Source organism: Lysinibacillus sphaericus, from assembly GCF_001629735.1.
In the GTDB taxonomy this organism is placed as follows: domain Bacteria; phylum Bacillota; class Bacilli; order Bacillales_A; family Planococcaceae; genus Lysinibacillus; species Lysinibacillus pinottii.
This window is the reverse complement of the sequence record NZ_CP015224.1, coordinates 1,120,243-1,145,800: the sequence shown is the minus strand read 5'-3', so window position 1 is coordinate 1,145,800 and position 25,558 is coordinate 1,120,243. Positions and strand designations below refer to the sequence as shown.

The following is a 25,558-nucleotide window of genomic DNA, read 5'->3' as shown; positions in this document are numbered from 1 at the left end:
ATTTTTCCATTATTTTACCGAACCTTGTGATGAGAGGCTACTATTGGTTGTTCTCGATAAATAAAACGCTCCCACAATAACCATCATAGCTACTATATCCAATGCCATCTGATGACTTGAAAATATGGAAACGAGTAAACCGTAGATAGACGGAGCCAAAACAATAAAGAATTGATTGATCGTTAAAGCGGCACTCACAGTAAGCCCCACAGATTGAGGATCGGACTGCTCCGTTACACTCGCTATATATAAGGAATACCAGCCAAGGGCGAAAAAGCCCATTACACAGCAAAATAAAATCATTAAGCTCTTAGCATGTAAAACAACAGGCATACAAGCGACCATTACAAATGTGGAAAGCATAACGATGATTAGTAAGTGCTCGCGCTTCTGAGCAAAGTATCGGTCACTCAGCCATGCAAGAGCAATTCTTCCTACCATCCCTCCAAGCAAGACCAAACTCAAATACTTCCCTGCTGCTGTTAATGAATAGCCACCCTCCTGATGTAAATAACTCATCAAATGGGCGATGAGGATCATCTGTAAGGACATCATCACAATGCCCACAAAAAAAATGGGATAGAGTGCTCGATTGTCTTTGATAGCCTTCATCTTTTCTTTAAACGGTATCGGTGTTGCTACAGAAGATTTATGCTGTTTTGGCTCCTGATACATCAATAAAAATAATAAACCGCCACCGATTGCTACGAAACCTTGTGCCCCATGCACAGCTGTCAGATGGATGTGATGATATAAATAGGTAAGTATGAAGGAAGCGAGAGCCCCTCCGATGGGAATTCCCGTTTGGCGAATTCCAATCGCTAAACCTCGATGCTCGTTAGGAAACCATTTTACGATGGCTGTACTACCTCCTGTTTGGGCACTACCGTACCAAAAACCAACAACTATTAATACGACTAGCAATGTCGTATAATGATTCACAGGAATTAAGAGGAACGTACAGAGGCCCAGTAAAATAGAGCCCCATCCAATCAGCCGTTTTTCTCCTTTTTTATCCATGAGATAGCCAAAGAAAAGCATCGAGAAAATCGGTCCAATATTCACGGCAGAAACAATTAATCCTGTTTGGAATGACCATGTAAATCCTCCATAGCTATATACCGCTTTATTTGTGCAGTATCATTTAGATATCTTGAGTTTACGTTGACAGCTAGCATTCGTAAAATGGAGGAAAATGATAGCGGCTATCAAAAAATTTAATAGGTGTGTGACAAATAACATGAACATTGACGACATTGCCATCAAAATTGAGCTATTAGAAAGGCAAAATTTAAGTAAATCTGCCGAAATCACCAACTATACACAATCGGCTCTAACCTCGAAGGTAAAGAAGATGGAAAGTGAAATTGGACAGGAAATCTTTAAACGAACACCTCAAGGCTTAAAGCTAACAGACGTCGGTGACCACTATTTACACTTTTTAAAGCAGGTGGCCCAACAATATGATGAATTTTTACAAACGGTTGGATTTACGCAAGCACATATTCAATTTGGAACCTCCCATACGACGATTAAATTATATGGTGCGTCCATCATGAATGCGCTACAAACCGGTCATAGTCCTATCGACGTGGATTTCACGGTCGAATCGAGTACATCCTTAAATCACAAAGTACATCAGGCGGAGCTAGACTGTGCATTAACGAGTAATCCATTGAAGCATTATGCTGATTTACACTATGATTTAATGACAACAGAAACCTTCGAAGTCATTTCGAGTCCTTCACATGTCATCGATTTTGACCAGCAAACGCCTGTGACACTCCTAGTCTTAAGTAAAGGCTGTATGTATTCGAAGGCATTAGCTGAATGGCTTACTCACAAAGAAGTCCCTTTTACGATGAAGGAAATTAAATCCGTAAGTAGTATTCTTGATTTTCTAGAAATCGAGCATACATTGGCCGTGTTAAATACGAGGTTACTAGCACTCTATCCATGTCCGGACCTGCACTTTTATGAAATGGAGACACTTAACAAGGTCATTGAGACTGTCTTCATTTATAAAAAGGAAAACCATAAGCATTCTTCTATACTGCAATTAAAGCAGGTCGTAGAATCCTTGCTTGAAAAGAAGTAACTAAGTAATCGATAGCTCAAATTGCTGTTTATGCGAATATTTTAAAAAGCCTATATTATTCAAGCAGACTGCACTATAATAGGTTTGATATTATTAATCTTGTAAATACATAGGAGTACATCATGTTTTATTACATCTCATTATTTTTAGCAGTATTTGCTTTATCTACATCAGCTATTTTTGTGAAGCTTGCTGATGCCCCGCCGGCTATTACGGCTTTTTATCGACTATTTTTTGCGATGCTTGTACTCCTTCCCTTTTTAGTAGCTCAAAAGGGGCTACGACAAGAACTAGTTAACCTGTCTAAAAAACAGTGGGGACTGGGCATTCTATCAGGTCTATTTTTGTCCTGTCATTATGTTTTATGGTTCGAATCCTTAAACTACACATCAGTGGCCAGTTCCACAGTTATTGTCACGTTACAGCCATTATTCTCTTTAATAGGTAGCTATTTTTTATTTAAAGAGCGTTTTTCAAAAGGCGCTATTGTTGGCTGTTTGGTAGCGATCATTGGCTGTTTCATTATCGGCTGGCAGGATTTTCAAATTAGTGGACAAGCTCTTTATGGCGATATTCTAGCTTTTATTGCGGCTGGCATTATTACAGCCTACTTTTTCATCGGGCAATCTGTACGGAAGGATTTATCACTTATCACCTATTCGATTATCGGATATGGCAGTAGCTCAATCTTTTTAGCCATTTATGCGCTCTTTATGCAGGAACCGTTTTTCGACTACCCCGCATCCACATGGTGGTCCCTATTAGGACTGGCTGTAATTGCAACGATTTTTGGGCAAACGGTATTTAATTGGCTATTGAAATGGCTAAGTACAACAGTCATCTCTATGAGTATTTTAGGAGAAACAATTGGCACATGTATTTTAGCTTATTTTATTTTAGATGAAATGATTTCCGTGCAACAAGGGATTGGCATATTCGTCATTTTACTAGGACTTGCCCTCTTTTTACTCCAACAACGAAAGTCGGCATAATAGAAAAACAACGGCACATGATGTCCGTTGTTTTTTTATGACGGAGTAAAGCGAAAGGTCGTACCCTCCTCGGTGGATTGTAAAGAGACTACAATGTTCAAGGTTCTAGCAATATCTTGGATAATTTTCAGTCCAAGTCCGCTCTGTTCGACGTCAGAATGGAAGCCGATGCCATCATCAGACATCCATACTTCGCCTCCTTTAATCGTCACCACAAGTTTGGTTGCTTGGGCATGCTTTAACGTATTTTGGAAGACATTATCAAATAAACGTTGTAACCATAGTTCATTACTTGTCCAGATTGCCTCTGCATCCTTTGGATAAAAATGAAGAGCAATATTTTGCATGCTGTATAAATAACTCCATTTCCTAATCATAATCTCCAATAGTAAAGCTGGCCGAACTTCTTCCTGAACGACAAAGGAATTTTCGCTCGTATCAAAAGACTGGTATGGCAATTCATTCGTTAAATTCGCGATATACTGAATTTGTTCATTTAACGATTCCACCAGTTTTGGCTGCTCTTGTAGTTGATCTTCTAAATAAAACAATTGCAAACGAATCGCTGTCAAAGGGGTATGGATGTCATGTCTCAATTTTTGGAGTAGCTCTTTTTGGAGCTCCTGCTGTTGTGCTAACTCTAATTCCCGATAAGTCGTGCGCTCAATTAAAAGATTGACAGAATGAATTAACTGCCCTAATTCATCCTCACTGCTTACCGTTAACGTATCGGGTATCCGTTCATTACTCGCGAGTTCCCGGATTGTTTGATTGAGCATGGTAATTCTAGCTAATAATGAATGAATGGATGTGGAAAATAGTAAGGCAAGAATCCCTAAAGACAGTACAAATGCAAGAAGCATAACAGGATATGCAAAGGATTCATGGAATGGGATGCCATTATTTTTCGTTTTAAAAGCCTTGTTATAAAGTATGGACATAAACACACTAATAACTAATAAAACGACGGGCACACTCCCAATTGCTACAAATAAAAGGGTTCTATATTTAGTTTTTAACGTCATTTCTTAAATGGGTATTTAGACGATACCCTTCTCCATATATATTTTGTACAATCATGCCTGTTGAATCATCCAACTTTGTCCGAATCTTTTTTATGTAGACATTAAGAATATTATGATTACGATCATCCAACGGCCATAAATAATCAAAAAAGTGTTCCTTTGTTAAAACTCTGTCACGGTTATCAAATAAATAAAAGAAAATTTTTCGTTCTATTGCCGTTAATGAAATTTCGTTTTGAAGATGTTGATGAAATACTTTTCGATGCTCTCCGTCAATGAGTAAATGCTGTATTTGTGTAAACGTTCCATATTGTTGCACTAGCATTTTTTGGATTCTCAATAATAGCTCCCTTGGATCAAACGGCTTTGTCAAATAATCTTCACCAACGGTTAAACCTTCTAGTTTGCTTTCAATATCACTACGTGCCGATAGAAAAATGATAGGAATATTTAAGCCTAGTTGTTTAATATTTCTGCTTAATTGGTAGCCATCCTCTCCTGGTAGCATAATGTCCATAATGACTAAATCTACATCATGAATGAGCCTCATTACATCTCTGCCATCTGTTTTCCACACGGCCTCATAGCCTTCACGTTGCATTATTTTTTGAAGTAAATCACCAATCATGTGATCATCTTCTACAATTAAAATTCGAAATCCTTTCATGTTAACGACCTCTCTCATCAGCATTCGTTTTCATAAAATCCATCGCTAGTTGATAGATTGCATCTGGTTGATACAGGTATATACTATGGGTGCCACTTACCTCTTTCACTACGGCATGAGTGAATTGCTTCGCAAAGTCTGCGTAATCCTGCCGGTTTTGCTCTGTATATTTTGAATGTACATTTTCCTTGGAAATAGCATCCACGATTAACATTGGGGTTTCTTGCGGCAATGGAAGCTGTTCTGATTGTAAACTATTTTCATAGACGTGTAACAGCTCATTTTTCATATCTTCATTAAAAAATTGCTTAAAGGACAACGCCTGATAGATTTCCTTTTCCTCAGTCGTTAAAAAGGACATGTTCAGAACTTGTGGATTATATACCTGTGATGGCACTAGGCGGTGTAAACCAACGCTAGTAGCTAGACTTACCCCCTTCACCATCCATCTATCGAAGGTGCTCATTTTATGCTTTACATATTGACTAGGTAAGCCAATATCCAGAGCGATAATCCCCTTCACTTCTTCTGGGTATTTTTGTGCCCAGTAAATCGCTTCAAGTCCTGAAATAGAGTGAGGAACAAGAATATAGGGCGGCTGGAGCCCGCTTGCCAGAAGAGCCTCCCTTGTTTGCATAAGAATGGTATCAATAGCTCTTTCATCATGGGCAATTTCACTAAAGCCATAGCCTGCTCGGTCCACTACAGCAATTTGATGGTGCTGCGAAAACTTACTATAAAGCCCCTTTAACTCATAAACAGGGGCTGCAATGCCTGACCCTGCCATAAAAACATACGTATCCTCCCCAGCCCCCTCCCGATAGACATTCATGCTCTGACCATCAATATTTACCATCATGCCTTTATTACGTAAAATGGCCTCCTCCTTTTGGGTCAAACTATAGTGGTACATACTGACGGCTACGATACCGATCGATACGATGAACACCAAATAAATAAACATTTTCTTTATGATATTTTTCATACGCCTCTCCTCTCCGTTGATACTTGTAAGGATACATGCGAAAAATAAATATCTCATTAAATTTTATTAACCTATTTGCTAGGTAAGTTGAAATTCTTGTCTATGAACACAAAAAAGCTGCCTACATCATGTGGCAGCTTTCTTTGAGTCATTCATTTGGATAGGTTTTCTGTAAAAAGGCGATAGACTGTTGAATAAGAGCCTTTAAAATAGTTTCTTCAACATCAGCGAGTTTATTAATATAAACGCAAGCTTTCCCTGTTGTGTGTTTACCAAACTGCTGTAATAGCTGCTCTCGCTCACGATCACCTGGTGCAAAGTATAAACTAATTTTTGCCTTGCGAGGGGAGAATCCGACAAGTGGTGCATCGCCTTCATGGCCTGTTTGGTATTTGTAATGATAATGACCAAACCCAATAATACTTGGTCCCCACATTTTAGCCTCGTAGCCAGAGACCTCCGTAAAAATATCCAGTAGTCGATAGGCATCTTCCCGTTTTTTTGGATGATCGACACTTTCAATAAATTCAATGACACTTGCATCGGTTTCTTTCGTCTTTAATTCATACATGTGTATCCCTCGCCTTCACAAAATTGCATTGTTCATCCCTATTATTCCCTATTCTGCCTGCTCTAACAATAGCTTTTGTTGGAGTTGACGATACATCCCTTGTTGTTCCATCAACGCTTGATGATTGCCTTGTTCAATAATTACGCCCTGCTGTATAACGAGAATTTTATCCGCATTCTCAATGGTTTTCAAACGATGGGCGATGACAAAGCTGGTGCGACCCTGCATTAAATGCTGTAAGCCCTTTTGAATATCGACTTCCGTTTGCGTATCCACACTGGATGTCGCTTCATCTAAAATTAAAATATCCGCGTTCTCCAAAATAGCACGGGCAATAGCAATGAGCTGGCGTTGTCCCTGACTTAAATTAGCGCCACCCGCTTGAACAGGCGTATCGTATTGTATAGGTAAATATTTTATAAAATGATGGGCATTCGCAATTTTTGCTGCTTCCACAACCTCAGCATCCGTCGCATCCAACTTTCCAAAGCGAATGTTATCACGAATTGTGCCAGAGAACAAATAGGTATCCTGTAAAACCACACCTACCCTTTGGCGAATCGTAGACATTTTATAGTGTTCAATATTGTGCCCATCAATTAAAATTTCACCCTGATCCACGTCATAAAAACGTGTTAGTAAATTAATAATGGTTGTTTTCCCTGAGCCAGTAGGCCCAACAAGAGCTATCGTTTCTCCTGCCCTTACGTGGGAGTTAATGTTTTGGAGAATGGGCTTCCCTTGCTCATAGCTAAACGATACTTGCTTGAAATCGACATCTCCTTTTAAGGACGGAGCCTCAATAGCCTCAGGTCGATCAGCTACCTCTGATGGTTCATCTACTATTTCAAATACACGCTCTGCTCCAGCAATAGCCGACTGAAAGGTGTTTAAAAGGTTTGATAATTGATTGAGCGGGCGAAAAAATTGCCTTGTATAGGTGACAAATGCAGCGATAATACCAACTGTTACATACCCTTTCACCGCTAAAAGAGCTCCTGTCCCGATCACTATCGCAAGGCCAAGGTTATTCATAAAGTTATTAATAGGTCCTAATAAGCCTGATGTAATCTCTGCGCGTAGTGCGGATTTTCGCAAGTTTTCATTTTGCTGATGGAACGTGTCAATGGATTGCTGTTCCTTGCCAAATAGCGTGAGTACCTCTGCACCTGTCATCATTTCCTCAATATAACCATTCAGCTTACCAAGATCTCGTTGACGCGCCGCATAATTTTTACTGCTGCGCTTGATAATTTGCTTAGTAGTGAAAACGATAAGCGGAATAATGATTAAGGTAACAATCGCTAATGGCCAGCTTAATGTGAACATGGCAATACTAACACCCACGACCGTTAAGATGGATGATACAATTTGCGTCACACTCTGAGCAAGCGCTGTATTTAAATTATCGATATCATTTGTGACACGACTCATTAAATCACCGAGCGCACGCTGGTCAAAAAATCTTAATGTGAGCGTTTGTAGCTTTTGAAACAGCTCTAGACGCAATGTCCGAATCGTTTTCATCGCCACATGAATCATGACATAGGTTTGCAGCCATGTCAGAATCGATGCTACCGTAAAAATCACAGCTAATACGATTCCTAGTCCGATGGTCCCGTCTATATCTTTTTTCATAATGTAATCATCAATGATATGGCCTATCAAATAGGGTCCCGCCAAGCTTAAAAAAGTGGAAGCGATCACCAAGAAGATCGAAAAATACAGTCCTATTTTTTGCTGTTTGACATAGTGCCAAACTCTTGTCAGTGTTGCCTTTTGATTTTTCGCTCTTTCAGCTGGCCCACCTATACGAGGCCCTCGCCCAAAATTCATTTGCTTTGCTTGATGTTGACTCATTCTTCTTCACCAGCCTTTTGCTGTGACGCGTAAATTGCTTGGTAATGTACATTGTTTTGAAGTAGCTGTTGATGCGTCCCTTGCCCAACCATCTCGCCATCCTCTAAGACAACTATGATATCTGCCTGCTGTATCGAGGCAATTTTTGATGCTACAATCAATGTCGTCGTGTCTTGAAAATGCGCAGCAATGGCCTGCTGCACATGTTTTTCTGAAGCACTATCAAGGGCTGAGGTTGTATCATCCAGCACGAGAATAGCTGGCTTTCGAACGAATGCTCGGCTTAAAGCTAAGCGTTGCTTTTGCCCACCTGAGAGATTCGTTGCTCCCTGTGACAACTCATGTGCTAAGCCCTTATCAAGGCGCTCCACAAATTCGCTGGCACAGGCAGCATCTAATGCCTGTTGTATTTCCTCTGCCGTTGCCCGTTCGTTACCAAGGCGTATATTTTTTTCAATCGTCCCAGAAAACAATAAGGCCTTTTGTGAGGTAAATCCTATATGGTCCCGTAACGTGGATAAAGAATATGCTAAAAGGGGTTTACCATCTATGTAAATAGCTCCTCCTGTTGGATCGAATAAGCGCGGTAAAAGCTTTACAAGTGTTGATTTACCGCTACCTGTTTTCCCAATAATACCAACTGTTTGCCCTGGTTTCACAGAAAACGAAATGTTTTTAAGAACATCCTCTGCTGTATCATAGTAACGATAACTCACATGGTCAAATTCAATGGCCCCTTTTATCGAATCTGTCCTTGCAAGTTCTGCCTCTTTCACGGCAATATCCATATTTAAGACATCCACAATTCGTTCTCCTGAAGGCAATGCACGCGCAATTTGCATCAGCACCATACTGGAAGACATTAAGCCATTTAAGATAATGGTTAAGTAGTTGATAAATGCGAGAATAACCCCAACCTTTAATGTACCTGCCTCAACCTTAACGGCACCAAGCCAAAGTGCCGCGACAATCCCAATGTTAACGACGAACATGGTAAATGGCACAAGCACCCCTACAATTTGTTCTGCAGTGATGAAACGTTTTGTCAGCCCATCATTTAGCTCACTAAATTGGGATACCTGTTGGGTTTCCCGACGAAAGGCTTTAACGACACGGATACCCGCTAAATTTTCCTGTAGCTTCGTATTCACCGCATCAATAGCCTCTTGTACGCGACGATACAGCAGACCCGAATACTTCGTGAAAAAATACATAGCCACAATCAAAATCGGCACAATAATAAGAAGTATGGAAAAAAGTTCCCGTGCTGTTACAAACACGATAATGACTGCCCCGATAAAGAGTAGCGGCCCACGCACAAAAATACGCAGCGTCATCATAAACGCGCGTTGAAGGCTTTCAACATCGCTCGTTAAAATGGTAATTAGCTTGCCAGTCGTAAAGGCATCCCGTTCTTTAGCTGAATACGTCATCATTTTCTGATAGAGAGCTTGCCGAACATCCGAAGCAAAATGAATCGCCGCCTTCGAGCTATAATACGAGCAACCAACCCCACCAACAAGCCCAAGTACTGCACTTGCTAGCATCCACACAAACATACTCAGCACATAAGCATGATCACCATTGACAATCCCTGTATCAATCATATGCTGCATAATGGTCGGCTGAATTAAATCCATTGTCACCTCCAGCACCATTAAAAGAGGAGCTATAAAGGTGAAAAATTTATAGGGCTCCAAATACTGCCCTAGCTGTTTTATTGCCTGCATACATTCGTCTCCGTTCTATTTAAATCCCACTCGTTCCTCATTATAACTGAAAACCATTCCCATTTGACAATATTTTTTCGAGACTCGTAATATTCGAGATTTAACTAAATGAGGAGATATCGTCGAGCATATGGCTGATATCCATCCAAATAAAAAGCCCCCATGCCTATACAAAGGGCACTGAAAAAGTCCATATCTTTTTTTCATTTGGCACTGTGACTCTACTGTTGTTTTCCGAAGCATTCCGCTCGCTTTCCGCGGGCGAGCGCCGAGTCTCCTCCTACGCTTCGCTTCGTGCGGGGTCTCGTCTGTCTCGCTTTCCCGCAGGAGTCGAGCGATGCTTCTGCAAACAACGCAATGTATCATACTATTATTTTAGTCACACTTTCCTTTATAATAAAAGAATGAATATGTAGGTGGAGCCCCAATGATTTCAAATTAGGAAACCCTTAATTTAAGTCCATACATGGCAATCTATGATATTGTTGTGCCAAAAGATAACATGCTTCGCCAGGTCAATGAACTTGTTGAATTTTCATTTTTTTTAGAAGAGCTAAAAACAAAATATTGTTTAGATAATGGACGTAATACCATTCCTCCAATTCGCATGTTTAAGTACTTATTATTAAAAGCGATTAATGATGTATCAGACGTCGACCTAGTAGAGCGCTCAAAGTATGATATGTCATTTGGATATGGCAACAGAAGATCCAGTGAGACAGAAATAAGGCACTTCCTGTTCAAAATTGAACAAGAAGTGCCTTATTTTTATCTGAAAAAGGTTCGCTTTTATGAAAACATAAATTTTTCAGTGCCCTCGTCTATTCATGAAGGTCGCTTTAAATAATTCTTGTACCGCTCGTTGGATTATTTTCAAAGCAGTCGTTTTACTCAGCACTTATCCGCAGTTTCTCAAAATTTCTTTGGAAAAATTGATGTGCCAACTGCTCTTTTTCTGGATCCATACCAAGTAAAATCACTGTACTTGGTCCTGCTGATTTGGTCATATCATGTGAACATTCAACTAATTGCTGGCCAAAAAGACGCGCACACTCACCCTGAAGTCCCTTAGATCCGACAGGCCACACTTGCTGAACGATTTCTGCCAGCCATGCCTGATAAATAGGTTGCAACTGCGCCACATCATCAGGCTGTGCTAATAGTTCCTCGCCAACAAGTGGTAAGCCGTATGTGTACCAACTAAGCTGTTCAAGGTCCCATGCTTTTCGCTGTTGTATTTCCCCAAGCATAGTAATTGCTAGACCAGACTGTAAAGTTGGCATATTGGATTCCGAACTGCCTGCAATGACTGGACAGGGAAGGCCTGTTTCCTCGAACACTTGCTGAATGCCTCTTTCATAGCGTGACCATGCAGCATCCCCTGAAAAATTAGCGAGTAAAATTTGAATAGGAAGTGCCTGTGCAGCCAGCTGCTCTAAAAATGTCACACGGGCTGTCATATAGGCTGTCAATTGATCGGAAGCTGGCACAATATCTTGTGGCTTCTCCCCAATGGCCGCCGCATTATCCATTGTCGCAATAAACGCGCCCACTTTCATAGCATTTCTCACTAAACGCGACCTGCCTTACGCACAAAAACCTTCGAAAGAATGGGCATGACCACAGCTACAATGATTAAATTTATAGCCGTTGCGATGAAAATACTCCCTAGAGCACCCCAGAAAAAGGCAGGACTAATAATAAAATAAAATGGAAGTGGTGCCACGATGCCGTTCAATACAAGGGCAACTGGCCATTTCCAAAAATGCATACCTTTTTTATGCATGATTCCAAAAATCCAAACAACAATAAACATCTCTACTGCAATAATTACATGGAGTGGACCAAGTGGGAAGCCAGCCGTTAATGCGCTAATAAAATGACCAATGAATCCACCTATCCCAGCTAATAATGGCGATAAAAAGACAACACCTAAAAAGGCAGGTGCCGAATCCAGTGCTGCAGTCGAAATAAATGCGGGTACTTTAATGGCGGCTCCTACTGCACAAATGGCTGCTACCATAGCCGTTAGTATCCATGTCATTAATGTTTGTCGATCCATTGCATTTCCTCTTTTCCGTTAGTATGTTGATCTCATTTGAGTTGCTCGCCAATCCCGTACCAAATACGTACGACTTGCTCTGCTTCAGCAAATAATGCCTGGTATAAGCGACCACACGTATCACGTAATAAACGAGCTTGTTTTTCCATCGGTACAACACCGCGGCCCATATCTGTCACAATAAGTACCAGCGAACAATGTTGGGCAAGGGCTGTTAATTTAGTGAGGACGGATTGTACCACGACCTCATCTTCCTCAAGGTTTTGTGTCATAAGCCATTTTTCCACATGTTTAATGACAAGGATTTCACAGGCTGGTGCAACATCCGGTAGATCGCCTTCGACAAGTACCACATCGTGCTGTTCATATAAACGCATCACATAATCGGTTTTTCCGTTATAGGCGCCTCCGATAAAAACATGCATCTAGCTCCCTCCTCCCAAGCCTTTCTAGTAAAAGTTAAATGAAATTGGTGATCATGTGGCACTTGGTATGACCAAAAAGGCTGCTCTGTTGGCGCATAAGCAACGAGTAAGGCACGAATCACTCCGCCATGAACGACTAAGAAATAATGATCCTCCATCTTCGGCAAATCATTGAAGCCTTCCACAACTCGTGCTACAAAATCATCAAAAGCCTCTCCCTGTGGCGGTGGGAAGTGAATAGGATCATCCAACCATGCACAGTAACGAGCATCCTTTTTTAAATCCTCATAGGTTTTCCCTTCAAATTCACCAAAATTTGATTCTCGTAAGCGAGCATCTGCATAATAGCTAGCATTTGGGAAATAATGGGCAGCCGTGGTGCGACAGCGTTGTAAATCACTGCCATATACCGTTTCGATAGATGCATCCACGACAGAGAGCTTGGAGGTATCAGCTAATGGTGCATCCGTCCATCCCAGATAACGCTTTTCTAAATTGGCCTTTGTCGGCGCATGCCGCATTAAGCACACAGTAACAATGTCACCCATAATACAACCTCCATCCCTTCAATAGATGCACCTAGTAAATCTCCCGAGACACCACCAAAATTACGCAATGTAAATTGGCGAAAAATAACAAGCGCAAGCGCTAAAACGAGGACTAATATAATTGGGAGCATCGAGAACTTTGTGATGATCAGCACAACCGGCATGGCCAATAAAAGGAACAGCAGCATCATTATTTTTAATAGTTTCGCGTGTAGATGAGACTGAAAGAAAAAGGCAAGCCCTTTTTCCTTTGAACAGTTAAGTGACATAAAATAAAAGCTCATGCCAACCCTTGTTAAAAAAGGAATGAATACGACCATCCATAATGCAAATTTATGTTGCACAAAAAGCTCATGTAGAACAACAAATTTTCCAAATAACAAAAATAGTATGGATAGCACTCCGAAAGCACCTACCCGAGGATCATCTAAAATCTCAAGTCGTTTGTCCCGATCTCGATAAGAAAAATACGCATCCCCCATGTCAATAAAGCCATCCAAATGTAAACCGCCTGTCCATAAAGCAAACAGCCCGATGACGATAAAGGCGAGCATGACCTCGCTACTGGCTGTCCATTGTGTAAGACTGTAAAGGACTCCAGCTACAGTTGTCCCCATCAAGGCACCTATCCATGGCAAGCAAGCAAACATACCTGTAATCGTTGACCTTTTTAGAGGTAATTCCTTATGTACTGGCAAAACCGTAAAAAATTGAAATGCCAACAGTAGGCTATACCAAACATTTTTCATTGTCTTGCCTTCCTTTTCCCTTATTTCCATCTCTTTAAGATACCATAATTCATTTCAAACGCTTCTTGAGCCATCACAACAAACCATTGATGAAATTGTCCTAAAGTTCTTCGATACAGCTCCACCTCTTCACTTTGATAAGGAGGTTCATCAAACAGCTCATTTGACACCACTAATAATGTCACGTTCTTCGTTAGCAGAGAAAGGATGGCCTGTTTAACAGTGTGTAGCTTGGATGCTAAACAGCCAGGCTTCGTTAAACATGGCGCTCCACTTTCATAGCCTTCATAAAACGCATTAGTGAGCCAAGTAGTGACGCAATCCCATAGCACCACATCCCCATCCTTGAGTGTCTCAAATACGGGCGCGATGTTATAAGGGGCCTCTACTGTTATCCATTGCATGGGCTGAGCTAGTCGATCAGCTTGATGGCGATCAATTCGCTTCTTCATTTCATCATCTAAAGCAATACCAGAGGCAATATACATTAACCGTTTTTCTGTACTAGGCTGCGTTTGGTAATACTGTATGGCGGCTTGTTCTGCAAAATGAGATTTGCCACTACGCACACCACCTGTAATAAAAACGAGGGGCATTTGTAAAACCTCCTATTGTAAATGATGTAGCGTACCAATCTCTTGGATTACCCATTGCTGTCCCTGACCTTCAATCACAGTGACGCTTGTCCCATGAATATATGGAGCTGACCAAAGCTCACCAATATTGCGCTGTAAAATGGCATTAATCATACATTTAATCGTCACTGCATGGGAAACGATCAAAATATGCTCATCTCGGTGCTGCTCCGCTATCTTTTTCAATGTATACATTGCTCTTTCTGTGACAGCACCAAAGCTTTCCGTATGGGTTGCCATAAATTGAGCTGGGTACTTCGTATAGAGCTCATAATCTAGCCCATCTGTCAGCAAAATATCCTCAATTTTCTTACCTTGCCAATTCCCTAAACAGATTTCCCGCAAATTATCCTCATAGTAAACTGGTAATTGGCGTTGAGCCGTCAAAATATCCATCGTTTCCTTCGCACGACCACTTGAACTACTGTAAGCTGCCGCAAATGGGATTGACTGTAGTTGCTGCTGTAATCTCGCAGCCGCTTCTCTGCCATTGTCGGTTAGCGGAGAGTCCAACCACCCTTGTAGTCTCTGCTCCTGATTCCATTGTGTTTCCCCATGTCTTACTAGATAAAAAGTTGTCACTTTTCTCTCCCCTTATTTGCGTTAAACCACGCCTGCAGACAATTATGTAAATATGTCATGGCCGCAATATCTTTAATCCCAATACGGAACCATTCGCCCTGTAATCCTTTAAAGTTTTTCGTATGACGCAGGACAACTCCCTGTGCTAAACAATACGTAAAAAAGGCGTCCGCCTGCTGCTCCTTTGGCAATGAAAAACACACATAATTTGTCACACTATTAGTGACACGACAGCCGTTTTCTTGTAAAAAACGATGCAACTGCTCCCTTTGCGTTGTCGCATAGGCAATTGCCTGCTGACTATAATGCTGCTCATCCAAACAGCCTGCACCAATAACGAGTGCAAAGGCATTTAAATTCCAATGTGGGAGCATGTCCTTTAGCTCGTTTACGATGGAGGTATGAGCAACTAAATAGCCTAGGCGCAAGCCAGGTATTGCATACATTTTAGTCATCGAACGCACCACAAGGACATGTGAATTTTCCACACTTTCGTGAATGAGGGAATTCGCCTCATCAACCCAATCCATAAAAGCTTCATCGATGACAAGCTCACATTTGACAGCTCGACCATGCTCCAATAAGTCTAGTATAGCTTCCTTCTTTGGCAATACACCTGTTGGATTATTCGGTGTACAAATATAGAGTGCGTCTGCCTCCACCATTTCTTGTTTAAGCCGTTCCATTGGCAACGTATATTGGATAAAGTCCGTCACCAAAATCGGAATAATAATAGCCCCTGCAGCTCGCAATGTTCGCTCATATTCTGAAAAAGTAGGATGTACAACGATGACGCGCTTTTGAGCATAACGCCTCGCAATAATACTAAAGAGCTCTGACGCCCCGTTGCCTAGTAAAACCATGTCCTTCTTCACTTGATGAAAAGCAGCGACCTTTGTTAGAAAAGGCTCTCCATCCGGATCTGGATAGCGTTGAATGAGCGGGTAAAATGTACGCCAACGTGCTTCGACAAAGGATGGTGGTCCTGCCGCATTGACATTTTCACTAAAATCATATACCTCTTCAGGCATCGTTAAACCTAATTGCTGATAAACATTTTGCGGATTTGCTCCGTGATTAGGTAATAGCATAAATGAACACCTCCACTGCTAACATGACAAGCGTAAAGAGCACCATGGCAATACGCATTTGAATAATAGATGCCATTATATGTTCCTTTGTTAGAGGAACTAATTTTTCTCCCATAATCGCACGTTGAGAAACAACGCCTTGATAGGTATTTTTTCCGCCTAGTTGTACGCCAAGCTGTACTGCCGTTGCGGCCTCTAAATAACCACTATTAGGACTTGGATGCTTTTTAGCGTCTTGCGCCCACCGCTTTAATCGTTGTCCAAATGAGTAACTCGTTTCATTTTTTGTACCTAGCACCATAAGAAAGCCAGTGATACGACTTGGAATAAAATTCAGGACATCATCAAGTTTGGCCGAAAACATGCCAAAATCTTTGAATGTTTCGTTTTTATAGCCGACCATGGAATCTAACGTATTGACAGCCTTATAGCCCCATAAACCGATAGCCCCAAATAAAAAGGCATAAAATAGTGGGGCGGTCACCCCATCACTTGTATTTTCCGAAACGGTCTCTACAACACCACGTACAATTTCATCTTCTCCCAGCTTTTCGGTATCACGCCCAACAATCCAAGATAATTTGACCCGTGCTTCCGCAAAATCACCTTTTACAAGGGGCTCATAAACTGCCAGTGCTGCCTCCTTCAAGCTACGCTGCGCCAGCCCAATGCCAATTAAAAGTCCTTCCACCAAAATGCCAAAAATTAAGCTTACCTGATAGCTGAGTAGTAAAATAAGTGTGACCACAAACATCGTTGTCCCTACAACTGCCAGTGCCATCACCATACCACGCAGTTTCCGCCACTTGCCTCGATTCCACAAAGCTGTTTGTGATTGAATCAGCTTGCCAATCCATCGCACGGGATGCGGAAGCTTCGGAGGGTCTCCTACTAAAACATCGAAAATTATCCCTATGATACAGGCAATCACTATGGCAATCATAACGCCTTCTCCTCTTTATCTTTTTTGTATTTCCGAATAGCCGCACGCATCGTTTCATAGACACCATAGCCAATAACCTTACCTAGCATTGTGATAGGTCCAGCATATTGATGGTAGTCTCCTTCTTCAGTAGAAGCAATGAGTAAGCTATCAGTGGATGTACCCGTTGCTTGCGTGCCAGTGGTAGGATCAGTTATGCCTTCATCCGTTAACGCTTTCACCTTCGCCTCCGTTGTAGAAATCATAGCCTGAAATAACGCTTCATCAGATAATTTTCCGTTAATAAGCACCCATGTATTAATTGTTCCTGCATGGTACTGCTCCTCACGATGGAAAGCACGTGTAATATCCACGGCATTGCCCAGACCAGCAGTAATCATAATGACTAGATGAATGCCTTCATATGTAAAATCACGAATGGTCGCAAATTTAGCTTGGACAGCCGTCATCATCGCCACCGTGTTATCGATTGGAAAACCATGTGCTTGCAAAAAATGTTGTAAATCACGATGGGGCTGTCGATCATCATAAGTAATGGGCACAGTTCGATTCATCAGATGAGTAAAATAACCAAAGCCTGGATTATGCATGGCCGAGGATACAACCTTCATAGGTGAAACAGCTTGAAGTGCTACATATTGGTCTAAAATTTGAATATGATCCTTTGAAAGTATGGGCATTCCCTTGCCTCCTGACGATAAATAAATGACGAACATAAAAAAACAAATTCTTACAAAGAAGAATTTGTACTGTCGATTCTTTATTAAAATTTGAACCTTCTGAACGTTTGTACAGACTAACAACTTCATAATACTCAAATTATTTATTTTCTTTGAAATTGTATCATAAGTTTGCCTATTGCTACAATTCCATTTTGACGTGTTGTTACTGCTTTTGCTTGAGATTTTTAAAGCGAATCACAGAACCAATAATAATAAAGACCCAACCAATCGCTATGTAAACCACTTTCATTGTTTTTGTCGATGACGGTAAAATATCCATAATCGTTAAACAGACAAAAAGTATCCCAACAATCGAAAAAAGCATACCAATCGTTAAATTCTTCACGAAAAACCCTCCCAACTATGTACGCCCTCGATTTTACCGTATTCTTAGCAAAAAGAAAACACTAATCCAAGTAAGAATCCTTGGATTAGTGATAATTGTGTCATTAAGCTTTCGCATGGGCAAAAAATTCTTCGTATAACGCCTGTAAAATGCGGTTTTCATATTCCTGAAGTACACCAAAAACGAGACTTACTTCAGAAGAGCCTTGATTGATCATTTCAATGTTTGCACCAGTTCTTGAAATCGCAGTAGCTGCACGGGCAGCTAACCCTGTATTATGGCGCATGCCTTCGCCAACAATCACAATCATCGAAAAACCATGACGCATTTCTACATACTCAGCATGTAGCTCTTCTTTCACTCGACTAATAATACGCTCTTCATTATCCGGTGATATCTGATTCGAACGCATAATGACTGAAATATCGTCTAAGCCAGAAGGTGTGTGTTCATAAGAAATATTCTCATCTTCTAAAATTTGTAGTAGCTTTCGTCCAAAGCCTACTTCACGATTCATCAAATATTTAGAAACATATAAAGTTGAAAAACCACTGTCTGCCGAGATACCTGTAACGGGACGACCTGTTGCAGGACGACTTGGTACGATACGAGTACCTGGGGCTGATGGATTATTTGTATTTTTTATGTTAACGGGCACCCCAATCTTGTAGACAGGCATTAATGCTTCATCATGGAACACTGAAAAGCCTGCATATGATAATTCGCGCATTTCGCGATACGTAATTTCTTTAATTTCCACTGGATCATTGACAACCTTCGGATTCGCAGAGAACACACAATCCACATCCGTAAAGTTTTCATATAACTCCGCTTCAACAGCTGCTGCTAAAATGGAGCCAGTAATATCAGAGCCTCCGCGGTCAAATGTTCGCAATACGCCCGCTTTAGTGTAACCGAAGAACCCTGGGAACACAATAATTTCTTTTGTGTCTTTTAAAGGCGCTAAATTAGCATACGCTTCGGGTAAAGCAAATGTTCTTTCTGGCAAATCATTGACCACTAAACCATCCTTAGGACTTACATAGCGTGCGGGCATTCCAATGGCATTAAAATAAGCGGCAATAAGCTTAGCGTTATTATCTTCACCAGCTGCTTTAATGCTATCGATGAATAATTCCACGTTCGTTTTGTCACCTTGTACACGTTCACGTAAATCTTCCGCAATCACGTCACAAATGGCATCATCTAGCCCTAAGCCATCTGCAATTGCTCGAAAACGATCGACTACAATTTGCAATTTGTCTTCGGTATCTTCATGTTGTAACGCGGCAGTTGCTAATTGTATTAATAGATCGGTTACTTTTATATCGTCACCAGATCGTTTGCCTGGTGCTGAAACGGCAACGATTTTACGTGCCGAATTAGATTTCACAATGTTTGCCACTTTTTGAATTTGTTCTGCGTTTGCTACAGATGTTCCACCAAATTTACACACGATCATATCTATCAAATCCTAACTTTTTCAAATTAATTGTATTCCTCCAAAAAACAATTGACTGTACACAGTGTACAAATTATCAATTCCTACGTCAATACAATTTAAAAAATTCGCGCAATTTACTGAGAAATATGGACAATTTTCGTACTGTTTGATTTATTATACGGATTTCGTATGAAATAGTTAAGGTTTTTATGAATTTTTTTTCGTGACGTTCACAGATTCGTGAAATTTACCGTTTTGACTTTCTTCTATATAATGAGGAAAACGCTTACTCCCCACTATGATATGCACAAGTATCCTCGTTGTTTGTGCTAATTTGCAGGCGAAAGGAGGGTTTTGAGTAGGAGGTTATAAGTGGTTTATCATCTTCCTATTGACCTAGAAGATGGCTTGTTCACTTTTTTGCGGATATGTAAAATTCCTTCATGACCAAGCTTGAACAAGGGAATATCTTTTATATCTCCCCCATCCATACAAAAAAACTAGGATCACATATTTTTAGTGAAACCTAGTTTTTCCTAGCTATTCATTTAAATCGCAGTCCAGCCACCATCAATGACTAGTTCTGCACCTGTCATAAAGCGCGATTCGTCAGAGGCAAGGAAGACCACACCGTAGGCTACATCCTCAGGTGCACCAAAGTATGGCAGTTGTGTATAGGTTTTATAGAAAGGCAATGCGCCACCTTCCTCCATCGTTGGCGCTGTCATAGGCGTAACGATAATGCCAGGATGAACAGAATTTACACGAATATGATCTTTCCCATACTCGACTGCAGCTGATTTAGATAACACTCGAAGTGCTCCTTTTGCTGCAGTATAAGGGCTTGTCCCTGCCATTCCGACGATTCCACCAATGGAAGAAATATTGACGATAGAACCGCCACCAGCCTTTTGCATTTCTGGAATCACATATTTCATACCAATGACACAGCCATTCAAATTAATGTCCATCACTTTATTCCATTCGTCCATTTCCATGTTGGCGATCGTTTTTGGTGATGAAATTCCTCCATTGTTGACTAGTACATCGACTTTACCATATACCTTCACCGCCTCTGCAATAACAGCCTTCCATTCGTCCTCAGAAGTTACATTATGTGAAAGAGCAATAATATCTCCACCATTTTCTTTAATTTCTTTGACCAAGTTATTCAACGGCTCGATTTGCACATCTGTCGCAATAACCTTTGCTCCTTCTTGTGCAAATAGTTTTGCTTCAGAAGCTCCCATACCCATCGCTGCTCCTGTAATAATAGCTACTTTCCCATTTAAACGTCCCATCTATAAAACTTCCTTTCCTTTATCAATCCATTCCCACTGTGAAAATGCCCCAAGATTTTTCCAATCCTTGACATAAGCAAGAAGTCTTCATTTCGATTCAGCAGGTGTTTGGACACCCTTAAAAAAGTGCAACAAGCATATCTTTTCCGTGCGTTTGCTACTAAATGGCTGAATCAGATAAATGTATAATTCATGAACATGTTAACAACTAGTTGTATTATCGACACGGTGTCGTTAATATAATTATAACTGTCTGTTCAAAAAGGGCAAACTACACAAGAGCGATAATTGATGCATTAACAACATGGAAGTCTTTCGTGTTGTATAAACGATAAATTTAATACAAGGAGCTTGAAAATGTCGAAAAAAATGGACCCTCGCGTGATTAGAACACGCCAGCTATTAAGAGATGCGCTAGTGGAATTAATTGATGAACAAGGCTATGAGAAGATTACTGTGCAAGATATTACCCAACGGGCCACCTTGAACCGGGCCACCTTTTATTTACATTATCGTGACAAATTAGACTTACTGTATCAAAGCTCTGAGGAAATCCTACATGAATTAGTAGGTAGTATTCACCCAACGGTTGAAGAGAAGAAAGATTTCGATTTATTGCCTCATTATGATCAGCCGCATGAGACCTTTATGCATTTGTTTGAACAAATTGCGCTGAATAGTAAGCTTTACAAAGTCTACCTCACAGAAAAAGATATCCCTTATTTTTCGGCAGGCTTAAAAAAGATAATTATCGATTTTGTATCAAGTGGCATTCAATTGATGGAGCCTGATGATCAAAAATTAACCGTACCGCGTGAGATGGCTATCCGTTTTTATGCTGCCGCCTTCCTTGAAGTAATCGTCTGGTGGTTAGAAAATGATATGCCCTATACGCCAAAATTTATGGCCACTCAGTTAATGCGTATTACCATTAAGGGACCCTACTTGGATAACCCCTTTCAGCAACCTTAAAAGCTGGCATTTATGATATGCCAGCTTTTAAGGTTAATTGATATGTACAATAACTGACCAATTATACTGGATGGTCACGGTTGCACCACAGCCGTAGTAACAGCCATCCCTTAACTTTCCCACCCGATCATTCCCTCCACTTTTTTAGAAAATAGATGTAAAAGTTCTGACAAAACTGCTATTCCTTTCGATGTAGTTTGTATACAAATATTCATTGAAACAGGAATGATAGCAACCCCTTTAGTTCTATTTCTAAAGGGGGTATTTTAGCTGTACCTCAGCGTATAGGATTGTCAAAATTCCAGTTCGTATAAATGACAGCCGCGTTTACTGGGTCTGTCGTCGTATCTTCCGTGAAACCGCCTATTAGATTCCCTACTCTAAATGTTGGCTCAAAAAATTGTTCTTCCTTTGGGGGTGCGGTGGGACCATCTATCCCCAATTTCGTCTCATCTGTGACCACAACTTCCATGCCGTTATCCAACGTAAAGCTCAGTCCATCCTTTCCGACTTCTGTGATTTTTCCTTCAATATTGACGACTGCTTTTGCCGCAGGAGCTGCATGATCCACTACAATTCTTTCCGTTAAATCAAGTGCAGTATCATTGTTTACATTTACTAAAGGAGCAGCTACAGCAATTACTGCACAGGCAACTAAACTTCCCACACTAATTCGTACTTTTTTCATAAATGCCCTCTTTTCTTTTTGCTCAAATTCCATCATCTCGTTTTGCATCTTTATCTTAAATTCATCGGAAGCATGAATTTGCTTCAGCACATTTTTATAAGCATTCATCAGACCTTAGTCCCTTCTTCTAGTATTGTTTTCAATTTCATTCGTGCCCTTCGTAGCTTGGAGCCAATCGTGTTGCCATTCATTCCTAATAGATTAGCGATTTCTACAGTTGTATAGCCTTCATAATAATGTAAATAAACAATGACTCTCTCTTCTGGACTAAGCTCAAAAATCTCCGTAAGAACCATCTGCTCCTCTTTGGCGATAAAGGACATTTCTTCAGTAATCGGCACTGTCTTCGTCACACGGGAAGACTTAAAGTAATCCTTACATTTATTAAAAGTTACTTTGATGAGCCAAGCTTTTAAATGATCTTCATGATCAAAGGGCTTTCTCTGTTTCATAAGAGTCATAAAAACGTCTTGAACAATGTCCTCTGCCTCAGACATATTTTTTGTCTGATGCACAGCAATTCGGATTAAGGTGTCACTATATGTTTGAACAATCTCTTGAACACATAAGCCCGCAAACTTTTTCATATTTCCTATCGAGCCCCCTTCTTTTCATAATACGATTCATCTTTTAAAATTCGTGCAGTGGATTATACTTTTATTATCATGGATGATTGGAGGCTGTCCTAAATGAAAAAGAAGAGTAAACTAATTCCCTCCTTAAGATCACATGTATTTTTTATGAAGTTGTAACCACTGACTTCATAAGAATTGTATGATAACTATCAAAAAGACCGACAAAATGCTTGTTCTAACAGTTATACTGAATATTAATTTATAATGATATGACAAGAGTTGGAATGATTATTAACAGGAGAATGATAGATGAAAATAGTAATTGCAGAAAAACCAGACCAAGCTGCCAAGTTAGCTGCTCCCTTTTCTTTTACTAAAAAGACAGGATATTTTGAAGTCAAAGCCAACTCATATTTCCCAAATGGAGCAATTATCACATGGGCAATTGGGCATCTATGTGAATTAAAAACACCCGAAGAATATGATTCTACATGGAAAAAGTGGAAGTTGGAAACATTACCCATTATCCCCGATCGATTTGAATATAAAGTCTCTAAATCTAAGTATAAACAATTTACTATCATCAAAAATCTAGTTAAAAGAGCAGACATTCAGGAAATTATTATCGGTGGAGATGCGGGTCGTGAAGGGGAATTAATTATTCGTACCATTTTAAGGGTATGCGGTGTAAACAAACCGATGAAGCGATTATGGATATCATCCTTAACCGAAAACTCGGTAAAAAATGGCTTCTCTAATTTACTACCTGAAGCACAAACGAAGGATATTTATTACGAAGCTTTAAGTCGTTCCTGTGCAGATTGGCTAATTGGTATTAATACGTCGAGATTATATACGGTTCTACTTAAGAAAAACGGTGTCAAAGATGTCTTTTCCATTGGCAGAGTACAAACCCCAACCCTTGCATTAATTGTTCATAGAGAACATGAAATCGCGAATTTTAAATCAGAGCCTTTTTGGGAAGTCGAAGCAGTCTTTCATTTTGCAGGTAAGATGCTAAAAGCAAAATGGCACAAAAATAATATGTCAAGAGTATTGGAAGAAAAACAAGCGATAGCCATCGCTAATTTCTGTCTACATAAAAATGTAGACATCACAAAAATAATTAAAGAGACAAAGGAATACGCACCGCCTCTTTTATTTAATTTGTCAGGGTTACAGGCTACAGCAAATAAGGCTTATAAGTTTTCACCACAAAAAACTCTTGATATTTTACAAAAGCTTTATGTAAAAGGTTTAGTTTCATACCCAAGATCTGATTCACAGTTTTTAACAAGCGAAGAAGCCAAAACACTACCAACTATATTAAACAATTTGAGCAAAATGGATAAATATAAAAACCTTCTGCCTCCCCCAATAAACTCCATTATGCATAACAAAAGATATGTAAATGAGAAAAAGGTTACGGACCACCATGCAATCATTGTGACAGAACAGATGCCTAATCTTAGTAAGCTAAGCATGGAAGAAGAGAAGATTTACGATTTAGTAGCTAGACAAGTCATTGCAGCACATTATAACCATGCCATTTTTGCTTACACCACCATTCATTCGCTTGTCGATAAACGAGCAGAGTTCATATCGAAGGGGAAGGAGCAAATCGAGGAGGGCTGGCGTAAAGTCATTTATCCAACTAAAGATAGTTCATCTCAAGAAGAGGAAGAAATGCTTCCCCTGCTTCATGAAAATGAGCTAGGAACTGTGGCTCAAGCTAGCGTTAAACAAGGGGCAACACAGCCACCTAATAGATATTCAGAAGGTCATTTAATTACATTGATGAAAACAGCTGGTAAACATCTTGATGATGCGGAATTAGAAAAGGTTTTGTCTAAAACAGAAGGTTTAGGGACTGAAGCAACACGAGCGGGTATTATTGGTACACTCAAAGATCGACAGTACATTGAAATAAAGAAAAATCAAGTATTTGCTACGTCTAAAGGTATGCTATTAATTGAAGCGCTCGGTGAAAACAGCCTATTAACATCACCCTCCATGACGGCAAAATGGGAGCAGCGACTAGCTGAAATTGGTGAAGGACATGCTTCTCCTCAAGCATTTATGGAGCAAGTAAAAAAGCTTACCTACAAATTGATTACCGATGCACATGAACGCGAAAAAGCATGGACATTCGATCAAAAGGAAGTCGAAAAAATCAGTGCCAATAACCCTTATCAAAAGAAATATAAAAAAGAAAAAACCGTTGTCGGAAAATGTATTCTTTGTAATGGCTCTATTATAGATCATGGAACTTTTTACGGTTGTTCAAACTATAAAGCTGCAAACTGTAAATTTTCTGTGTCCAAGAAAATTCTTAGTAAAACCATTTCACAGACGAATGTAAGAAAGCTACTAGCCACTGGTGAAACAGACATGATAAAAGGGTTTAAGAAGGGACAAAAAACCTTCAATGCGCATCTTATTTGGGATAAACAAGAACATAGGGTACATTTTAAATTCCCTCAATAATAGAGCATTTAGGCGGGAAGGCACTTCAAAGGGCGATACATATATATCGCCCTTTCTTTC

General features: G+C 40.2%; 25 protein-coding genes and 2 pseudogenes. 5 read left to right on the top strand and 22 right to left on the bottom strand.

Annotation, left to right across the window (positions count from 1 at the left end; all coding sequences use genetic code 11):
* Window positions 1-9: 9 nt before the first annotated feature.
* Window positions 10-1,083, bottom strand: a pseudogene (locus A2J09_RS05480) (MFS transporter); the annotation flags it as partial.
* A 157-nt stretch (window positions 1,084-1,240) separates the two neighbouring features.
* On the opposite strand from A2J09_RS05480, the gene A2J09_RS05475 reads away from it, so the two are divergent.
* Window positions 1,241-2,098, top strand: coding sequence for a LysR family transcriptional regulator (locus A2J09_RS05475; RefSeq protein ID WP_012294101.1), 858 nt, complete (start codon window positions 1,241-1,243; stop codon window positions 2,096-2,098).
* Between the two features lie 122 nt (window positions 2,099-2,220).
* Window positions 2,221-3,090, top strand: a complete 870-nt coding sequence (locus tag A2J09_RS05470) for a DMT family transporter (RefSeq protein WP_012294100.1) — start codon at window positions 2,221-2,223, stop codon at window positions 3,088-3,090.
* A gap of 35 nt (window positions 3,091-3,125) precedes the next feature.
* Here A2J09_RS05470 and A2J09_RS05465 read toward each other — a convergent pair whose 3' ends face one another.
* The 6 genes from A2J09_RS05465 to A2J09_RS05440 all read right to left on the bottom strand — a co-directional run bounded on the left by A2J09_RS05465 (window position 3,126) and on the right by A2J09_RS05440 (window position 9,928).
* Window positions 3,126-4,115: a sensor histidine kinase gene (locus tag A2J09_RS05465; protein ID WP_012294099.1), complete on the bottom strand. Its 990-nt coding sequence runs from the start codon at window positions 4,113-4,115 to the stop codon at window positions 3,126-3,128.
* Window positions 4,099-4,782 carry a response regulator transcription factor gene (locus tag A2J09_RS05460; RefSeq protein WP_012294098.1) on the bottom strand — a complete coding sequence of 228 codons (684 nt, stop codon included), beginning with the start codon at window positions 4,780-4,782 and terminating at the stop codon, window positions 4,099-4,101. The genes A2J09_RS05465 and A2J09_RS05460 overlap by 17 nt, the downstream gene beginning before the upstream one ends.
* Before the next feature lies 1 nt (window position 4,783).
* Window positions 4,784-5,767: an alpha/beta fold hydrolase gene (locus tag A2J09_RS05455; RefSeq protein ID WP_031419882.1), complete on the bottom strand. Its 984-nt coding sequence runs from the start codon at window positions 5,765-5,767 to the stop codon at window positions 4,784-4,786.
* 148 nt (window positions 5,768-5,915) lie between these two features.
* Window positions 5,916-6,338 (bottom strand): DUF1801 domain-containing protein, encoded by a 423-nt coding sequence (locus A2J09_RS05450; protein ID WP_031419881.1) that lies wholly within the window; start codon window positions 6,336-6,338, stop codon window positions 5,916-5,918.
* A gap of 48 nt (window positions 6,339-6,386) precedes the next feature.
* Window positions 6,387-8,198, bottom strand: coding sequence for an ABC transporter ATP-binding protein (locus A2J09_RS05445; protein WP_012294094.1), 1,812 nt, complete (start codon window positions 8,196-8,198; stop codon window positions 6,387-6,389).
* Window positions 8,195-9,928: an ABC transporter ATP-binding protein gene (locus A2J09_RS05440; RefSeq protein ID WP_031419879.1), complete on the bottom strand. Its 1,734-nt coding sequence runs from the start codon at window positions 9,926-9,928 to the stop codon at window positions 8,195-8,197. Before A2J09_RS05440 ends, A2J09_RS05445 begins: the two co-directional genes overlap by 4 nt.
* 466 nt (window positions 9,929-10,394) lie before the next feature.
* On the opposite strand from A2J09_RS05440, the pseudogene A2J09_RS05435 reads away from it, so the two are divergent.
* Window positions 10,395-10,625: pseudogene (locus A2J09_RS05435) on the top strand (transposase); the annotation flags it as partial.
* Between the two features lie 190 nt (window positions 10,626-10,815).
* Here the strand turns inward: A2J09_RS05435 and A2J09_RS05430 are convergent.
* The 13 genes from A2J09_RS05430 to A2J09_RS05370 form a co-directional block, all read right to left on the bottom strand.
* A complete protein-coding gene (locus A2J09_RS05430) occupies window positions 10,816-11,499 on the bottom strand; it encodes a hypothetical protein (RefSeq protein ID WP_036161398.1) in 684 nt (227 codons plus the stop codon).
* Window positions 11,499-11,990: an ECF transporter S component gene (locus A2J09_RS05425; RefSeq protein ID WP_012294090.1), complete on the bottom strand. Its 492-nt coding sequence runs from the start codon at window positions 11,988-11,990 to the stop codon at window positions 11,499-11,501. Before A2J09_RS05425 ends, A2J09_RS05430 begins: the two co-directional genes overlap by 1 nt.
* Window positions 11,991-12,022: 32 nt before the next feature.
* On the bottom strand, window positions 12,023-12,415 hold the full coding sequence (locus A2J09_RS05420) for a bifunctional adenosylcobinamide kinase/adenosylcobinamide-phosphate guanylyltransferase (protein ID WP_031419843.1): 393 nt from the start codon (window positions 12,413-12,415) through the stop codon (window positions 12,023-12,025).
* Window positions 12,367-12,963: a histidine phosphatase family protein gene (locus A2J09_RS05415; RefSeq protein WP_012294088.1), complete on the bottom strand. Its 597-nt coding sequence runs from the start codon at window positions 12,961-12,963 to the stop codon at window positions 12,367-12,369. The genes A2J09_RS05420 and A2J09_RS05415 overlap by 49 nt, the downstream gene beginning before the upstream one ends.
* Window positions 12,936-13,712 (bottom strand): adenosylcobinamide-GDP ribazoletransferase, encoded by a 777-nt coding sequence (gene cobS / locus A2J09_RS05410; RefSeq protein ID WP_031419841.1) that lies wholly within the window; start codon window positions 13,710-13,712, stop codon window positions 12,936-12,938. Before cobS ends, A2J09_RS05415 begins: the two co-directional genes overlap by 28 nt.
* A 20-nt stretch (window positions 13,713-13,732) precedes the next feature.
* Window positions 13,733-14,308: a bifunctional adenosylcobinamide kinase/adenosylcobinamide-phosphate guanylyltransferase gene (locus A2J09_RS05405; protein WP_012294085.1), complete on the bottom strand. Its 576-nt coding sequence runs from the start codon at window positions 14,306-14,308 to the stop codon at window positions 13,733-13,735.
* Between the two features lie 12 nt (window positions 14,309-14,320).
* Window positions 14,321-14,929 (bottom strand): histidine phosphatase family protein, encoded by a 609-nt coding sequence (locus tag A2J09_RS05400; RefSeq protein ID WP_012294084.1) that lies wholly within the window; start codon window positions 14,927-14,929, stop codon window positions 14,321-14,323.
* A complete protein-coding gene (locus A2J09_RS05395) occupies window positions 14,926-16,020 on the bottom strand; it encodes a pyridoxal phosphate-dependent aminotransferase (protein WP_012294083.1) in 1,095 nt (364 codons plus the stop codon). Before A2J09_RS05395 ends, A2J09_RS05400 begins: the two co-directional genes overlap by 4 nt.
* Window positions 16,007-16,963 (bottom strand): adenosylcobinamide-phosphate synthase CbiB, encoded by a 957-nt coding sequence (gene cbiB, locus A2J09_RS05390; protein WP_036161395.1) that lies wholly within the window; start codon window positions 16,961-16,963, stop codon window positions 16,007-16,009. The genes A2J09_RS05395 and cbiB overlap by 14 nt, the downstream gene beginning before the upstream one ends.
* Entirely contained in the window at window positions 16,960-17,643 is a 684-nt protein-coding gene (locus tag A2J09_RS05385) for an adenosylcobinamide amidohydrolase (protein WP_031419839.1), read from the bottom strand. Before A2J09_RS05385 ends, cbiB begins: the two co-directional genes overlap by 4 nt.
* Window positions 17,644-17,848: 205 nt before the next feature.
* Entirely contained in the window at window positions 17,849-18,031 is a 183-nt protein-coding gene (locus A2J09_RS05380) for a hypothetical protein (protein ID WP_031419837.1), read from the bottom strand.
* A 103-nt stretch (window positions 18,032-18,134) separates the two neighbouring features.
* A complete protein-coding gene (locus A2J09_RS05375; RefSeq protein WP_012294079.1) occupies window positions 18,135-19,493 on the bottom strand; it encodes an aspartate kinase in 1,359 nt (452 codons plus the stop codon).
* Window positions 19,494-20,023: 530 nt separating this feature from the next.
* Window positions 20,024-20,776, bottom strand: a complete 753-nt coding sequence (locus tag A2J09_RS05370; RefSeq protein ID WP_036161392.1) for an SDR family NAD(P)-dependent oxidoreductase — start codon at window positions 20,774-20,776, stop codon at window positions 20,024-20,026.
* Window positions 20,777-21,133: 357 nt separating this feature from the next.
* Here A2J09_RS05370 and A2J09_RS05365 point away from each other — a divergent pair, with 357 nt between their 5' ends.
* A complete protein-coding gene (locus A2J09_RS05365) occupies window positions 21,134-21,748 on the top strand; it encodes a TetR/AcrR family transcriptional regulator (protein ID WP_012294077.1) in 615 nt (204 codons plus the stop codon).
* 277 nt (window positions 21,749-22,025) lie between these two features.
* On the opposite strand, the gene A2J09_RS05360 is transcribed toward A2J09_RS05365, so the two are convergent.
* The gene (locus A2J09_RS05360) at window positions 22,026-22,544 is read right to left on the bottom strand and encodes a hypothetical protein (protein ID WP_012294076.1); all 519 of its coding nucleotides are present in this window, start codon (window positions 22,542-22,544) and stop codon (window positions 22,026-22,028) included.
* The gene (locus A2J09_RS05355) at window positions 22,544-23,023 is read right to left on the bottom strand and encodes an RNA polymerase sigma factor (RefSeq protein WP_012294075.1); all 480 of its coding nucleotides are present in this window, start codon (window positions 23,021-23,023) and stop codon (window positions 22,544-22,546) included. Before A2J09_RS05355 ends, A2J09_RS05360 begins: the two co-directional genes overlap by 1 nt.
* Window positions 23,024-23,320: 297 nt before the next feature.
* Between A2J09_RS05355 and A2J09_RS05350 the strand changes: the two genes are divergently transcribed.
* Window positions 23,321-25,498: a DNA topoisomerase III gene (locus tag A2J09_RS05350; RefSeq protein ID WP_036161385.1), complete on the top strand. Its 2,178-nt coding sequence runs from the start codon at window positions 23,321-23,323 to the stop codon at window positions 25,496-25,498.
* Window positions 25,499-25,558 lie beyond the last annotated feature (60 nt).

What these genes read in the sequence shown, in the direction of transcription:
- A2J09_RS05475 (WP_012294101.1), top strand. Translation starts at nt 1,241, where the DNA reads ATGAACATTGACGACATTGCCATCAAAATTGAGCTATTAGAAAGGCAA.
- A2J09_RS05470 (WP_012294100.1), top strand. Translation starts at nt 2,221, where the DNA reads ATGTTTTATTACATCTCATTATTTTTAGCAGTATTTGCTTTATCTACA.
- A2J09_RS05465 (WP_012294099.1), bottom strand. Translation starts at nt 4,115, where the DNA reads ATGACGTTAAAAACTAAATATAGAACCCTTTTATTTGTAGCAATTGGG.
- A2J09_RS05460 (WP_012294098.1), bottom strand. Translation starts at nt 4,782, where the DNA reads ATGAAAGGATTTCGAATTTTAATTGTAGAAGATGATCACATGATTGGT.
- A2J09_RS05455 (WP_031419882.1), bottom strand. Translation starts at nt 5,767, where the DNA reads ATGAAAAATATCATAAAGAAAATGTTTATTTATTTGGTGTTCATCGTA.
- A2J09_RS05450 (WP_031419881.1), bottom strand. Translation starts at nt 6,338, where the DNA reads ATGTATGAATTAAAGACGAAAGAAACCGATGCAAGTGTCATTGAATTT.
- A2J09_RS05445 (WP_012294094.1), bottom strand. Translation starts at nt 8,198, where the DNA reads ATGAGTCAACATCAAGCAAAGCAAATGAATTTTGGGCGAGGGCCTCGT.
- A2J09_RS05440 (WP_031419879.1), bottom strand. Translation starts at nt 9,928, where the DNA reads ATGCAGGCAATAAAACAGCTAGGGCAGTATTTGGAGCCCTATAAATTT.
- A2J09_RS05425 (WP_012294090.1), bottom strand. Translation starts at nt 11,990, where the DNA reads ATGGATCGACAAACATTAATGACATGGATACTAACGGCTATGGTAGCA.
- A2J09_RS05420 (WP_031419843.1), bottom strand. Translation starts at nt 12,415, where the DNA reads ATGCATGTTTTTATCGGAGGCGCCTATAACGGAAAAACCGATTATGTG.
- A2J09_RS05415 (WP_012294088.1), bottom strand. Translation starts at nt 12,963, where the DNA reads ATGGGTGACATTGTTACTGTGTGCTTAATGCGGCATGCGCCGACAAAG.
- cobS (WP_031419841.1), bottom strand. Translation starts at nt 13,712, where the DNA reads ATGAAAAATGTTTGGTATAGCCTACTGTTGGCATTTCAATTTTTTACG.
- A2J09_RS05405 (WP_012294085.1), bottom strand. Translation starts at nt 14,308, where the DNA reads ATGCCCCTCGTTTTTATTACAGGTGGTGTGCGTAGTGGCAAATCTCAT.
- A2J09_RS05395 (WP_012294083.1), bottom strand. Translation starts at nt 16,020, where the DNA reads ATGCTATTACCTAATCACGGAGCAAATCCGCAAAATGTTTATCAGCAA.
- cbiB (WP_036161395.1), bottom strand. Translation starts at nt 16,963, where the DNA reads ATGATTGCCATAGTGATTGCCTGTATCATAGGGATAATTTTCGATGTT.
- A2J09_RS05385 (WP_031419839.1), bottom strand. Translation starts at nt 17,643, where the DNA reads ATGCCCATACTTTCAAAGGATCATATTCAAATTTTAGACCAATATGTA.
- A2J09_RS05375 (WP_012294079.1), bottom strand. Translation starts at nt 19,493, where the DNA reads ATGATCGTGTGTAAATTTGGTGGAACATCTGTAGCAAACGCAGAACAA.
- A2J09_RS05370 (WP_036161392.1), bottom strand. Translation starts at nt 20,776, where the DNA reads ATGGGACGTTTAAATGGGAAAGTAGCTATTATTACAGGAGCAGCGATG.
- A2J09_RS05365 (WP_012294077.1), top strand. Translation starts at nt 21,134, where the DNA reads ATGTCGAAAAAAATGGACCCTCGCGTGATTAGAACACGCCAGCTATTA.
- A2J09_RS05360 (WP_012294076.1), bottom strand. Translation starts at nt 22,544, where the DNA reads ATGAATGCTTATAAAAATGTGCTGAAGCAAATTCATGCTTCCGATGAA.
- A2J09_RS05355 (WP_012294075.1), bottom strand. Translation starts at nt 23,023, where the DNA reads ATGAAAAAGTTTGCGGGCTTATGTGTTCAAGAGATTGTTCAAACATAT.
- A2J09_RS05350 (WP_036161385.1), top strand. Translation starts at nt 23,321, where the DNA reads ATGAAAATAGTAATTGCAGAAAAACCAGACCAAGCTGCCAAGTTAGCT.